The organism is Candidatus Dormiibacterota bacterium, from assembly GCA_036495095.1.
Lineage (GTDB): Bacteria > Chloroflexota > Dormibacteria > Aeolococcales > Aeolococcaceae > CF-96.
The window spans coordinates 1-13,347 of record DASXNK010000146.1; the positions used below are offsets into that span (position 1 = coordinate 1).

12 protein-coding genes and 3 tRNA genes are annotated in these 13,347 nt (G+C 72.1%); 6 read left to right on the plus strand and 9 right to left on the minus strand.

Annotated elements, in window-relative coordinates; translation table 11 throughout:
- Positions 1 to 310: 310 nt before the first annotated feature.
- The 4 genes from VGL20_14945 (at position 311) to VGL20_14960 (ending at position 2,870) form a co-directional block, all read left to right on the plus strand.
- Complete coding sequence (locus VGL20_14945; protein ID HEY2704981.1) at positions 311 to 949, plus strand: TetR/AcrR family transcriptional regulator; 639 nt, start codon at positions 311 to 313, stop codon at positions 947 to 949.
- On the plus strand, positions 946 to 1,650 hold the full coding sequence (locus VGL20_14950) for a class I SAM-dependent methyltransferase (GenBank protein HEY2704982.1): 705 nt from the start codon (positions 946 to 948) through the stop codon (positions 1,648 to 1,650). Before VGL20_14945 ends, VGL20_14950 begins: the two co-directional genes overlap by 4 nt.
- Positions 1,643 to 2,341, plus strand: a complete 699-nt coding sequence (locus tag VGL20_14955) for an HXXEE domain-containing protein (GenBank protein HEY2704983.1) — start codon at positions 1,643 to 1,645, stop codon at positions 2,339 to 2,341. The genes VGL20_14950 and VGL20_14955 overlap by 8 nt, the downstream gene beginning before the upstream one ends.
- A 97-nt stretch (positions 2,342 to 2,438) precedes the next feature.
- Positions 2,439 to 2,870 (plus strand): cupredoxin domain-containing protein, encoded by a 432-nt coding sequence (locus VGL20_14960; protein HEY2704984.1) that lies wholly within the window; start codon positions 2,439 to 2,441, stop codon positions 2,868 to 2,870.
- A gap of 169 nt (positions 2,871 to 3,039) precedes the next feature.
- On the opposite strand, the gene VGL20_14965 is transcribed toward VGL20_14960, so the two are convergent.
- The 6 genes from VGL20_14965 to VGL20_14990 form a co-directional block, all read right to left on the minus strand.
- Entirely contained in the window at positions 3,040 to 3,756 is a 717-nt protein-coding gene (locus tag VGL20_14965; GenBank protein HEY2704985.1) for a glycerophosphodiester phosphodiesterase, read from the minus strand.
- 389 nt (positions 3,757 to 4,145) lie between these two features.
- Positions 4,146 to 4,220 (minus strand) — tRNA-Thr (locus tag VGL20_14970).
- A gap of 26 nt (positions 4,221 to 4,246) precedes the next feature.
- Positions 4,247 to 4,329 (minus strand) — tRNA-Tyr (locus VGL20_14975).
- 132 nt (positions 4,330 to 4,461) lie between these two features.
- A complete protein-coding gene (gene sodN / locus VGL20_14980) occupies positions 4,462 to 4,878 on the minus strand; it encodes a superoxide dismutase, Ni (protein ID HEY2704986.1) in 417 nt (138 codons plus the stop codon).
- Positions 4,879 to 4,981: 103 nt separating this feature from the next.
- Positions 4,982 to 5,422, minus strand: a complete 441-nt coding sequence (locus VGL20_14985) for a S26 family signal peptidase (GenBank protein HEY2704987.1) — start codon at positions 5,420 to 5,422, stop codon at positions 4,982 to 4,984.
- Positions 5,423 to 5,472: 50 nt separating this feature from the next.
- The gene (locus VGL20_14990) at positions 5,473 to 5,733 is read right to left on the minus strand and encodes a hypothetical protein (protein HEY2704988.1); all 261 of its coding nucleotides are present in this window, start codon (positions 5,731 to 5,733) and stop codon (positions 5,473 to 5,475) included.
- Positions 5,734 to 5,896: 163 nt separating this feature from the next.
- On the opposite strand from VGL20_14990, the gene VGL20_14995 reads away from it, so the two are divergent.
- Complete coding sequence (locus VGL20_14995) at positions 5,897 to 6,115, plus strand: hypothetical protein (protein ID HEY2704989.1); 219 nt, start codon at positions 5,897 to 5,899, stop codon at positions 6,113 to 6,115.
- A gap of 367 nt (positions 6,116 to 6,482) precedes the next feature.
- Here the strand turns inward: VGL20_14995 and VGL20_15000 are convergent, their stop codons facing one another.
- The 3 genes from VGL20_15000 to VGL20_15010 form a co-directional block, all read right to left on the minus strand.
- Positions 6,483 to 9,236 carry an AAA family ATPase gene (locus tag VGL20_15000; GenBank protein HEY2704990.1) on the minus strand — a complete coding sequence of 918 codons (2,754 nt, stop codon included), beginning with the start codon at positions 9,234 to 9,236 and terminating at the stop codon, positions 6,483 to 6,485.
- Positions 9,237 to 9,281: 45 nt separating this feature from the next.
- A tRNA-Thr gene (locus VGL20_15005) sits at positions 9,282 to 9,353 on the minus strand.
- A gap of 79 nt (positions 9,354 to 9,432) precedes the next feature.
- The gene (locus tag VGL20_15010; GenBank protein ID HEY2704991.1) at positions 9,433 to 11,652 is read right to left on the minus strand and encodes a Tex family protein; all 2,220 of its coding nucleotides are present in this window, start codon (positions 11,650 to 11,652) and stop codon (positions 9,433 to 9,435) included.
- Positions 11,653 to 11,765: 113 nt separating this feature from the next.
- Here VGL20_15010 and VGL20_15015 point away from each other — a divergent pair, with 113 nt between their 5' ends.
- A complete protein-coding gene (locus tag VGL20_15015; GenBank protein ID HEY2704992.1) occupies positions 11,766 to 13,106 on the plus strand; it encodes a serine/threonine-protein kinase in 1,341 nt (446 codons plus the stop codon).
- The last annotated feature ends 241 nt before the right edge of the window (positions 13,107 to 13,347 follow it).

Consider the following 13,347-nt stretch of genomic DNA (forward strand, 5'->3'; position numbering starts at 1 on the left):
GTCGGCCCAGACGCTGAGAGCACCGATGTAATTTCCGATGGTCAAGCTCCCAGTCGCGGTGATCCCCGACAAGACCCGTGGTTTACCCTGTGCCGCACTGCCTGCCATTCTTATCCCTCTGTCGCACGACGCCAGCACTGCGGGGTCGGGCTCCTGGTCCACTCTCGGGAAGCGACTCGCGTCGGCGAACTCGGGCACCTTCAGGGCGCCTCCGGCCGGATCCGCCAAGCCTCTCCCTCCTTGACTTGTCTACCTCCTACGGGCCGGCTATGATACGGGATCGTCTCGTCTCATCCTAGGGGAGGAACCATTGGGTCGCCCTCTTCGCCAGGAGCGCCACGCCGACGCCCTCGACCCGCCGGCGGGTCGGCCGCCGGGCCGGCCACGCAGCGCTGACGATGAGGTCATCGCCGGGGCCGTGGTCCAGGCCCTGGTGGAGCGCGGCTATGACGGGATGACCGTCGATCACGTCGCCCGGCTCGCCGGGGTGGGTCGGGCCACGCTGTACCGGCGCTGGCCGACGAAGACGGCCATGGTGATCGACGCCCTGGGACGGGGTCGTTTCCCGACCCTGGAAGACCCCGACAGCGGCGACCCCCGGGCCGACTTCGAAAGCCTGCTGCACATGCTGCAGGCGACGATCGCACGGGAGCACCACGTCATCCGGGCCCTCCAGCTCGAGGCCGCCCGTCACCCCGACATCGGCATCGCGTTGCGCCGCGATCTCATCCCCCAGCGGAAGGAAGTGCTCATCGGCGTCCTGCGACGGGCTGCCACCGCCGGACTGCTCCGAGCACCGTCCGACCTCGAGCTCCAGGCCCGGGTGGGACCCGCCCTCCTCTGGGAGCACTTCGCTCTGTCGCCCAACGAGGCCGACCCGGAGCTTCCCCGGCGCATCACCGATCTCGTCTTTGCCGATCGCCCCCAACCCAGAAGGAGCACACGATGACTCTCCTCCCTGAGAATTTCGACCTCCACAACGTGGACTTCGATGCCCTGTACCAGGGCGGGCAGTTGCTCGAAGGCGTCGACCTCCCCAGTATTCCCTGGGACATCGGCGCGGCTCAGCCGGTCGTCATCGAAGCCGAGCGAGCCGGGCGCTTCCGCGGTGCAGTTGTCGACGTCGGCTGTGGCCTCGGCGACAACGCCATCTTCCTCGCCGGCCAGGGCCACCAGGTCACCGGCGTCGACGCTGCCGCCACCGCCCTCGAGCACGCCGGTCAGCGCGCCCGTGAGCGTGGCGTTGTCGTTGAGTTCACCGTGGCCGATGCCACCAGCCTGGCCGGTTTCGAAGGCCGCTTCGACAGCGCGCTCGACGCCGCCTGCTACCACTGCCTCGACGAGGAAGCCCGCCACGCCTACGCCGCCGCTCTCCACCGCGCCACCCGGCCCGACGCCCTGCTCACCCTCTTCTGTTTCCCCGCGGGCAGCACCGGCCTGGCCGCCGCGATGGGCGTCTCCGAAGACAACCTCCGCACGACCTGGGGCAACGCCGGGTGGGACATCACCGACCTGCGGCTGGCCAGCTATCACGTCAACGCCGCGGTCGGCGAGCTCGTCACCGCGTTCGGCCTCGAGTGCGAACCGGTGCCCGGCGAGCCCAGCCGCCTCCAGGCCCCCATCTGGGCGTTGCGGGCTCATCGTGTCTGACGCGATCTCCTTGAAATCTCTCAGGCGGCATTGGCACGACATCGGTCTGTTTTCAGCGGTGGTCGCCGCGGTCTACGTGATCGCTGCTTGGAATGACCTTGGGATTGTACAAAGGCTGCTTCTTCTCAACTTCATCGTCGTCCTTCTCCATCAATTTGAAGAATACAGCTGGCCAGGTGGATTTCCAGCGGTCGCGAATATGGTCATGATGCCAAGTGCCAGCCCAGACCGCTATCCGCTGAACCAGTACTCGTCCATGGCGGCCAACCTTGTTTTTGCATATGGGTTCTACCTGGTTCCGGTCTTCTTCCCCGACGTGATCTGGCTGGGTCTAGCCCCTGTCCTGGTTGGCGCAGTTCTTCAGGTCATCGGTCACGCCATCTACGTGAACATCAAGCTTCGAACTCTCTACAGCCCTGGCGTTGCCACCGCGGTTCTTGGCCACCTCCCGATCGGTGTGATCTACATTCATCACATTCTGGCCAATAGCATGGTGAACTGGTGGGACTGGTTGCTTGCAGTGGTGTACCTGGTTGTCTTCGGGTTCCTCAACTTCTTCATGATGGAACTGAAATGGCTCGGTGACAGGAATTCACCGTACCCCTTCGGCCAGGACGAAATGGAGCGCGGCGGCATCGCGAAGAGACTTGAGCGTGTCAGAGAGAGGCAACTCGAGCTTGCCAGGCGATAAGGAGAGCTCGGGTGTGCGACATGGTGCCGAGTCGGCGGCCCGACCGACGGGGTAGGGAGGTCAGTCGCCCCATGTCATGGGTGAGGAGGTTCTACCGATGCGTCTCACGCGTCACGTCCCACCGCTTCTGCTCATCACCGCCTGCGTCGCCGCGTGCGGTGGGTCCTCGCCGGCCGCGGGCCAGCGGCCGCCGGCAACCGGTTCCACCGTCACCGTCGACATCCCCGGCGCCGACCGGTTCACCCCGCCCGTCGTCGAGGTGGTGAAGGGCAGCCGTGTGACCTTCACCAACCACGACGGCGATCCGCACACCGCCACCAGCGTCCCTGGGGATCCGACATCCTTCGCGCTCACGCTGCCGCCGGGCGCAAGCGCCTCGGTGGTTGTAGACAGGACCGGCGTCTACCGGTACTTCTGCGCGCTGCACGCGCGCTACGACCCGTCCACCGGCCAGATCGCCGCACTGCCCATCGCCGACCATCCCGCCGAGCCGATGGCAGGCACGTTCGTGGTCACGCCCGGCCCGTGACCACGCCGACGGTGCGGCAGCGCCCCGCGGTCGCCGGTGGCGGCGCCTGCCCCGGAGTGCCGCGCAACGGTGCGCCTGGTGCGGGAACACCGACCCCGGCATGGTGGCCACCCCCAGCACGACGCCGACCGCGAGCGCGCCGCGCACCGTCGCGCGTGCAGAGCCGAACTCACGTCCCGGGAGTGGTGGAACCGTCAGGCCGGCTCTCGAGCCCGCCCATGACCCGCACCAGACCGGGAAGATCATCGGTGAACACACCGTCGGCTCCCTGCGCCAGTACCCGCCGCGTCGCCCCCTCTGTGCGTGCACCCCAGGCGAAGAAGAGAACCCCGGCGGCATGTGCAGCGCCGACTCGTTGGCGCGTGACCTGCCGTTGGTGGAGGTTGAGCGCGGCGACGCCGGCCGCACGGAGGCGGGCGCAGAGCTGATCGAGGCTGCGTCCCGGCCAGATCATGGTGGGGTGGACCAGGTGGACCTCGGGCCAACTGGCACGCCACGCAGCCATGGCCTGCGCTCGAAACACCGTGAGCCACAGCCTGTCCGCGGCTCCATGCTCGCGCGCGACCTCCACCACCCGGGCGGCCGTCCGGGTGCCGCCGAGGTCAAGCGCCAGGTCGAAGTCCACGCCACAGCGCGCGTACAACTCGTCGAGGGCAAGCACGGAGTCCGCCAGCTCGGCCCGGGTCTTTGCGCCCACGCGGCGCGGTTCTCGCCACGGATGTGGGTGGTACATCACCGGGACACCGTCGCGTGTGAGCCAAACGTCTGACTCCAGCCCGCGGGCGCCGGCAGCCAGCGCCCGCTCGAAAGCCCTGGCCGTATTCCCCTCACGCCGATGTTCCGGCGCGCCGCGGTGCGCGAAGATCAGCGGCGGCATCGCTTCCATGGGCTGGACGGTATCCCTACTCCGTCGTCCTGCGCTTGAAGAAGTGGGCTGACGCCGGTGCGGCCACTGCCAGGATCATCGGGTGCTGCATCGGCCAGGCTTGGAGTAGGCCTCAATCTTTTATTTTGGTTTGCCCGAGAGGTCGTCGGTCGGCCTGGCAGCGTGGTCCACGATCGAATGGCCTGCTTCAGCGGTGAGGATCGCCAGACCTCACCCGAACATGGTGCCCTCCCCTGACGGGGCGGACGATCATGTCGCCGATGGGACGCCCGGGCGGGAGCATGAGGTAGAGGTTGCCCTCGGCGAGGACTCGCAGGTGGGCCAGCGCCGGACCCCGGTGACGGCCGGCGAGCTCGAGCGCGGTCTCGGCGGTTCGGAGAGAGGGGGGCTGGAGCCCAAGGTGGGAATCGAACCCACGACCTACGCCTTACCAAGACGTTGCTCTGCCCCTGAGCTACTTGGGCCTGACCCGGAGGGGGAATCGGAGGTGTGGGCAGGGGAGGATTCGAACCCCCGAAGGCATAGCCAGCTGATCTACAGTCAGCCCCGTTTGACCAACTTCGGTACCTGCCCAGGCGCGTCGCCGACCGGACCTGACGGCGGTCCGGGAGCAGCCGAGACTCTACCAGCCACGCTCGTCCCGCCTGTACGGGTCCGGTGACGGCGGCGGGCCGGCCCGGTCACACCGGCCGGCCCGCCCCCGGCTCAGCTCTTGGTGGCGGCGAAGGCCGCGGCGACCTCGTCGCAGAGATCGAGAAGCTGCTGGCCCACGGCGGGGTCGTTGGTCTTCTTGGCCTCGCCCGCCTTCTTGGTGGCCCGCCAGAAGAGGTCGTGGAGCTCCGGCACCTTGGCGAGGTGCTCCGGCTTGAAGTAGTCGGTCCAGAGCACCCAGAGGTGATGCTTGACCAGGTCGGCGCGCTCCTCCTTGATCAGGACGGCGCGCTGCTGGAAGACGGGGTCGCCGCTCCCCTGGAACTTCTCCATGCAGGCCTTCACCGACGAGGCCTCGATCCGGGCCTGGGCGGGGTCGTAGACCCCGCACGGCAGGTCGCAGTGGGCGTGGACCGCACCGGGCGCCGCAACGCGGTCTGCCAGCATCAACAGCCGGGACAGCAGGGACATCAGCTCACTCCTTCTGGGATCGGCCAGGCGCGACCGCCGGCCGGATGGCCGGAGCGGCCACGATAGTGCCATCGGGGGAACGTCCGGCGTGGCCACGAGTGCTCTACCCGGCCGGTCTCACCACCGAAACCGGGCCGCGGCGGTGGGGCGGCGCGTAGCGATAGACGGCGCGCCCGCGGAGCAGGCTGGGCGGCACCGCTCCGAACTCCACGCTGTCGGTGCTCGCCCCGGGGTTGTCGCCGAGCAGCACATATCCGCCGCCGGCCCGGAGCTGGCCGCCTCCGGGGAGGGGCGCCTCGCCGCCGGGGCGGGCCGCCACCCGCTTCACCAGCGTCCGCGAGGGCTCGCGGGGGTCGGCGACCGCCACCACCGCGCCCCGGGCCGCCGGAAGCCGGACCAGGAGCAGCCTGTCGCCGGGGCACAGCGCGGGGAGCATGCTCTCCCCGACCACCTCGACCCGGCGTGGCCGGAGCAGGCCCAGCCCGACGGCGGCGATCGCCGCCCCGGCGGAGGCGGCGGCGAGGAGGGTGCGGCGACTCGGCACCGGCCGATGGTGGACCCGTCCGCGGCCGCGCCGCAAGGCGAACCGGAGCCTCAGTGGCGCTCGTCGGCCTCCGCGATGCGCGCCGGGAGCGCACCGTCCCGGGACCGACCACCCAGCCGCTCATAGACCTCCAGGTCGCGCTCCATGCAGACCCGCAGCCGGCGCTGGAACTCGGGGTCGGCACGGCGGGCGTCGAGGTGCGCGGCGATCGCAGCCCGGATCTCGTCTGCCACGGTGAGGCCCTCGACCTCGGCGACGATCTGCAGCTCGGCGGCCTGACGCTCGTCAAGTCGAAGCGGGTAGGTCTTCATCCCCAGTCCATCGTCGCGGGCGCGCTGACCGTACGGTACACACCCGGAAGACACCGGCCAGCCGCCGTGCATTGCACGGATGGGGTGCGCCGGATGCGTTGCCACGACTGGGAATTTCGCACCAGTATCAGGTGCCCGGCGACGTAGACTGGCCCCCGCGAGGATGGCCGATCGGATCGCACACACCGCCGGGACCGCCGTTGCGTGGATTCTCATCCTCGGCGTGGTCGCGAAGCTGGCGCCCGAGGCCATCAGGGAGGCGAACGAGGTGGCGTCCGAGTACGCCGGCTCGCTGCGCAACCGCTTCCACCGCAGCGCCCCCAGCGCCGACGATCTCGCCCGCCAGGTGCGTGAGCTGGCACCGGTCAGCCGAACCTGGTGACGCCCCCGGCAGCGGCCGGGGGCGCCCGGTTTGGGGGGAGGGGGTCACGACGAGGAGCCGCGGCGTCGAGGCGGGCGGGGGAGCCACCCGCACCGGGCCTCGAGGCGGGGACGGAGGGGTCCCGGCGTCCGCCGCCGCGGCTCGCCCCCACTGTGCCAAGGGCACCACACCGAGGGGGTGGTCCGGGAGGTGGGGGATGGCAGGGAAGCGGTGAAGGCCGGGGATGTCCACAGCCCTGTCCACAGACTGTCCACAGGACCGCTCCGGTGAGGGTGCCGGCGAGCGCTCGCTGAAGCGGCCGGCCGCCGCCCGGTACCGCCGCCGCCGCCAGCTCCGCAGCTGGGCGGCGCCGAAGTCCATGGCTGGTCTACGGTCTCCGCCGCCGCGCCTGCGCCGCATCCGCAACGTGGCAGAGAACGCCCCCGAGCTCGGTCCGCGAGCCGATGCCGAGCTTGGTGAACACCTTGCCGAGGTGGTACTCGACGGTGCGCGGGCTCAGGAAGAGGCGGGTGCCGATCTGCTGGTTGGAGAGCCCCTCGTCGGCGAGGCGGGCGATGTACGCCTCCTGCGCGGTGAGGCGACCCGGGATCTCGTCCCTCGGTCGGGGTGCGCGCTCGCCGGTGCCGACCAGCTCGCGTTCGGCACGGCTCGCGAAGGCCTCCGCGCCCATCGACACGAACATCTCGTGGGCGGTCCGCAGCTGCTCGCGGGCGTCGACCCGCCGTCCCTCGCCGCGCAGCCACTCGCCGTAGAGGAGATGGGCGCGCGCCAGGTGCGGCCGGGCGCGGGTGCGGCTCAGCCGGTCGAGCGCCTCACGGAAGAGGTTCTCCGCGTCCCCGGCCTCGGTCACGAGCGCGAGGGAGCAGGCGCTCAGTCCCAGCGCCAGCTCGGTCCCGCTGGACCTCGCGAGCTTGGAGAGCCTGAGTGCGGAGGGGCGCGCGAGCTCGAGCTGACCGACGCGCGCTGCCGCCTCGACGAGCTCGGGGATGGCCCAGCCCATGGTCGGGCCCGTCACCCGCGCGCGCTGTGCGGCCGCAAGCGCCGTGGCATGGTTCCCCAGGCCGTTGTGGAGGATCGCGGTCGAGTACTCGATGATGGCGATCGCCACCCCCTCTCCCCGAGCGTCGGCGTCCTCGAGCATCTCGTCGGCGAGCCGGACGTAGTCCGATTCGAGGCCGCGCCAGCCCGCGAGGTAGACCTCGTGCGAGGAGATGGGCGCACTCCCGGTCGCGGTGGTGATCGACCTCCCCTCCTCGATCAGCGCCGCCGCCCCGGCGAGGTCGCCGCTCATCACGGTCGCGCCGGCCAGGTTGGTGAGCGCGAGCGGGAGCAGGGTCAGCGCGCCGGTGTCGCGGGCGAACTGCACCCCGCGGGTGGCGAGGGCGAGCGCGGTGTCCAGGTCGAACAGATCCCATGCGGTGCGCACCGCGGGCTGGAGCCGGCGGAGATCGTCGCCGTGGAGAAATGCGTCGAGCGCCTGCTTCAGCTTGGGCACCGCCGCGGAGTACCCCTCCGTCCAGATCGCCGCGAGGCCGTCGAGCAGCAGATCGTTCGGATGCGGCGGCTGCGGCGCCGGCGGGGCCGCGCGGGCCGCCTCCGCCACCTCGATCACCGCCGACCCGCTGGTGGGCGAGCTGGCGAACATCGCCGCGTCGAACGCCTCGAGGTAGCTCTCCCGTGCCAGCCGGACGTCGAGCGGCTCGAGCCGCCGCGCCGCCCTGAGGAGCAGAGGAGGCGCGTCGCGGCCACGCCCGGTGACGAAGGCGATCCGAGCCCGCATCCGCTCGAGCCGGGCGCGTCCCAGCTCGTCGAGGAGCTCCTCGTCGGCGGCGTCGAGGAGCCCCGACGCGGCGGCGGCCGATCCCGCGTCCAGGTTCGCCTGGGCCGCGGTGAGCAGGCGCTCGGCCCGGCGGCCGGGGTCGGGTGTGAGCGCGGCAGCCCGGTCGAGGAGGGTGGCCGCCGCCGCCAGGTTTCCTCGATCCTGGGCACGGTCCGCCGCGCGCTCGAGCTGGTCCGCCAGCGCCTCGTCCGGGCCGGGCGCGGCCTGGGCGAGGTGCCACGCCCGGCGCTCGGGATCCAGATCGGGGTCGATGGCGCCGGCGAGGGCCCCGTGGACGGCGCGACGCTGATCCGGCGACGCCGCCCCATACACGGCGGAACGCACCAGGGGATGGCGAAAGGTGATCCGGGTGCCCACCTGCAGAAGACCGTCGGCCTGTGCGGGGGACACCGCGTCGACGCCGATGCCGAGTCGCCCCGCCGCCCGCCACAGCAGCTGCGCCTCGCCGGTCGGCTCGACCGCCGCCACGAGCAGCAGCAGCCGGGTCTCGGCGGGCAGCCGCTCGACGCGTCGCACGAAGCTCTCCTCGATCCGGTGGGGGACCGGGGGTGTGCCCGGCACCCCGAACCCGGCGGCCAGCTCCGCCGGCTCCACCCCCCGGGGCAGCTCGAGCAGGGCGAGCGGGTTCCCCCGGGTCTCGGCGACGATCCGGTCGCACACCCGCGCGTCGACCCCGCCCGGGGTGACCGACTCGAGCAGCTCGCGGGCGTACCGGTCGGGCAGCCCCTCGATGAGCAGCTCGGGGAGACCCTCGAAGTCCCGCGTCGCGCAGGGCTCGCGGATGGCGAAGAGCATGGCGACCGACTCGGCGTGGAGGCGGCGCGCGGCGATCGCCAGCACGTGGGCCGACTCCCGGTCGACCCAGTGGGCATCCTCGACGACGCACAGCAGTGGCTGCTCCTCGGCGACGTCCGCCAGCAGGCTGAGCACGGCGAGCCCGACGAGAAAGCGGTCCGGTGCTCCGCCCTCGGTCAGGCCGAAGGCGGAGCCCAGAGCATCACGCTGTGGCCCGGGCAGACGGTCGAGCCGGCTGAGCATCTCCGGCCCGCAGAGCCGGTGCAGACCGGCGAACGCGAACTCCATCTCGGACTCGACGCCGGTGACCCTGGCGACGCGACAGCCCGACGCCGCCGCGGCGGCATAGTCGAGGAGCGCGGTCTTGCCGATCCCGGCCTCGCCGCGGAGCACCAGCACACCGCTGCGGCCCTCATGGACGGCCCCGAGCAGCCGGTCGAGAGCGTCGCACTCCCTGCGGCGGTCGAAAAGTCGCCTCCGGTCCATCCGCCCAGTGCTCACCATTGCTGGGGCCGAATCCTATCCCGCCGGAGCCGGCGCGGGGATTCGAACCCCGGACCTGCTGTTTACAAAACAGTTGCTCTGCCACTGAGCTACGCCGGCTGGCGAGTTCGATTCCGGGCCACGGCGGCGGCGTGAGAGTACACCCGCAGGGTGGTGCTCCCCGCCGGACCGCCGGCAGCTAGCCGGCGGGCCCCGGGCGGCCGTCGGTGCTCTCCTCGAGCAGCAGGCTGAGCGAGATGCGCTTGCGCGGCACGTCGACGTCGACCACCCTCACCGTCACCACGTCGCCGGACTTCACCACCGCGCGGGGGTCGCGGACGAACGTCCTCGACATCGCCGAGATGTGCACCAGTCCGTCCTGGTGCACGCCGACGTCGACGAAGGCGCCGAAGGCGGCGACGTTGGTGACGACGCCCTCCAGCAGCATGCCGGCGTCCAGGTCCTCCAGCCGGTCCACACCCTCCCGGAAGGTCGCGGTCACGAAGCCCGGGCGCGGATCGCGTCCCGGCTTCTCCAGCTCCTCGAGGATGTCGGTGACCGTCGGCAGGCCGAAGGTGGCGTCGACGAAGTCCTTCGGGTCGAGGGCGCGCAGCGCCGCGCGGTCGCCGATCAGCGACGCGATGCCGCGATTGGTCGCCGCGAGGACACGGCGCACCACCGGGTACGCCTCGGGGTGCACGCTCGAGGCGTCGAGTGGATCGTCGCCGCCGCGGATGCGCAGAAAGCCGGCGCACTGCTCGAACGCCTTCGGGCCAAGCCGGGAGACCTTCCTGAGCGCGGTGCGCGAGCGGAACGGGCCGCTGGCGCCGCGGTGGGCCACGATGTTCTCGGCCAGGCCCTCACCGATGCCGGACACGTGCCGCAGCAGCGGCGCCGAGGCGGTGTTGACGTCGACGCCGACGGCGTTCACGCAGTCCTCCACCACCGCGTCGAGGGAGCGCGACAGCCTGCCCTCGGCGAGGTCGTGCTGGTACTGACCGACGCCGATCGACCGGGGATCGATCTTGACCAGCTCCGCCAGCGGATCCTGCAGCCGGCGGGCGATCGACACCGCCCCGCGCAACGACACGTCGAGCTCGGGGAGCTCCTGCGAGGCGTACGCCGACGCGGAGTACACCGACGCGCCCGCCTCCGACACCACGATCCGGGTGAGCCGCAGCTCCGGATGCAGCCTGATCACGTCGGCCGCGAGCCGGTCGGTCTCACGCGACGCGGTGCCGTTGCCGATGGCGATCAGCTCGACGCGGTGGAGGCGCGCGAGCCGGACGAGCACGGCGACCGCCTCGTCCCACCGCCGCCGGGGCTCGTGCGGATGGATGGTCTCGGTCGCCACCACCCCGCCGGTGGCGTCGACCACCGCGACCTTCACACCGGTGCGGAACCCGGGATCGAGACCCATGGTCGGCCGGCTGCCGGCGGGCGCGGCCAGCAACAGGTCGCGGAGGTTGGCGGCGAACACCCGCACCGCCTCGTCCTCCGCCGCCTCCCGGAGGCGCTGGCGCAGGTCGTTGCCGAGGTGGACGAGGATGCGGGAGCGCCAGGCCAGGTGCACCGTGTCCAGCAGCCAGCGGTCGGCGGGCCGGCCCCGATCGGAGATCCCGAAGCGCTGCGCCACCTGCACCTCGTAGCCGCTCGGCCGCCCCGGTGGCGGCGCCGGCGTCCGCAGCCCCTCCGGCTCGAGGCTCAGCTCGAGGACCTCCTCCTTCTCGCCCCGGAACATCGCCAGGACCCGGTGCGAGGGCAGGGAGGTGAAGGGCTCGCCGAAGTCGAAGTAGTCGGCGAACTTGGCGCCCACCTCCCGCTTCCCGGCCCGCACCCGCGACACCAGGCGGCCCCGGGACCACATCTGCTCGCGCAGCGGCCCGATCAGGTCGGCGTCCTCGGCGAAGCGCTCGACCAGGATCGAGCGGGCGCCCTCGAGGGCGGCGGCGGCGTCGGCCACGCCCTTCCCGGGGTCGACGAACGCCGCCGCCGCCAGGTCGGGACGCCGCACCGGATCGGCGAGCAGCCGGTCGGCGAGCGGCTCGAGCCCCGCCTCCCGGGCGATCTGCGCCCTGGTGCGGCGCTTCGGCTTGAAGGGCAGGTAGATGTCCTCGAGCCGGGCCTTCGACTCCGCCGCCTGGATCCGAGCCTCCAGGGCCGGGTCGAGCCTGCCCTGGGCACGGATCGACTCGAGGACCGCGCTGCGTCGCTCCTCCAGGTCGCGCAGGTAGCGCACCCGGTCCTCGAGCGTCCGCAGCTGGGCGTCGTCGAGGGTCCCGGTCGCCTCCTTCCGGTAGCGGGCGATGAACGGGACCGTGGCCCCTCCGTCGATCAGCTCGACGGCGGCGGCGACCTGCCGCTCGCGCACGCCGAGCTCCTCGGCGATCCTCCGGTGGAGCGAGGTCGTGGCGGCCATCACGCGCATGCTGCTCCACCGGCGAGCGCCGATGTGCGGGAGGATGGGTTGACACCGCCGGGACCCGACATCGTGGAGGGAGGAGGCATCGAGGACGCAGGCACTCAGGACGAATGAGCGTCATCTTTCACGGCGAGCAGTTCGCGGGCTACCGGATCATCGAGCTGATCGGCTGGAGCGGGCTGGCCACCGTCTATCACGCCCACGACCCCGTCCACGGTCGCGCCGTGGCCCTCAAGATCCTCGATCGGCGCCCGGACGAGCTCTCCTGGCAGAGACTCGTCCGCGAGTCGGCGACCGCCGCCGGCCTCCACCACCCCCACATCGTCCCCGTCCACGAGACCGGTGAGGCGGAGGGCCGCCGCTTCATCGCGATGCGGTACGTGCCCGGCGGCGACCTCGAAGCCCTGCTCGCCGGCGGCCGGCAGCTCGATACCGACCGGGTCGTGGCCCTGCTGACCGAGGTGGCCGGCGCCCTCGACGCCGCCCACACCCGCGGCCTGGTCCACGGCGACGTCAGGCCCGCCAACATCCTCGTCGAGACCGCCGGCGGCACCGAGCACGCCCAGCTCGCCGGCTTCGGTGGCGTCTGGATCCAGGACGCGGGGGCGACCTCGACCGAGTACCTGGCCCCCGAGCAGATCGGCGGCGGCGCCGTCGACGCCCGCACCGACGTGTACGCGCTCGGCGCCGTCCTGCACCGCTGCCTCGCCGCCCCGGCTCCGTTCTCGGCCGGCCTCGACGAGGTGGTCGGGCGTGCCCTGGCCCCGCGGACCGAGGACCGCTATCCCACCGCCGGCGCCCTCCTCGCCGCCGTGGGCCAGGCGCTCGGCGACCCCGCCTACCGCGACACCGTGGCCACGACCCTCCGGGAGGCGGCGGCTCACCCGCGCCGGCCGCGGCCACGGACGCCCCTGCTGGTGGCCGCGCTCGCCGCCATCGTCCTGGGCGCCGCGGGGGGTCTCGCCCTCAGCCTCCACGGCCACGACGCCACCGTTCCCGCGGCGGCCGGCACCCCGGGGGTGGCCGCCGTCGCCCCCGCGCCGTCCCCGGCGCCCTCCACCCTGCCTGGGTCCACCGCCACGGCCGTCCCGACCCCCTCCCCCAGCCCCGACGCCACCGCGGCCGGCCCGCCGGCCGGCCCGGCACCGGCTCCGCCCCAGGTCCCCGTCGCCGCGGTGAGCACGGCCGCCGCGAGTGGCGGCCTCTTCCGCGAGACCGTGAGCAACACCGGCCAGACCGTGGTCGTCGCCGGCGCGAGCAGCCTCTCCAGCACCGCCGCGTTCACGATCGTCAGCGACGGCTGCGCCGGCGCCCACCTCCCGCCCGGCGCCGGCTGCGTGATCACGGTTCGCTTCCAGCCGCACGGCCCCGGCGACTACACCACCGTCCTCAGCGTCCCGATCACCGGCGCCCAGCCGGTCACGTTCACCCTGCGCGGGCACCGGGCGTGAACCCCTGGGGCACCGAACATCCGTCCGTCGAGCTTCACCCGTCTGCAACTCCACACGCTCGGACAGCAGCGGCAACAACTGGACGGCGTTGTGGTACAGGCTGTGAATATGCCTTTCCCACAAGGGTTTTCTCGGTGCCGTAGCCGTCACCTGCGTCATTTACTGAGAGCTGAACTTGCCGTCGGGACGGCACCCGGGGTACGCTACCCGTCCGCTCGCTGGAACCTGGGGGGCAGGGACC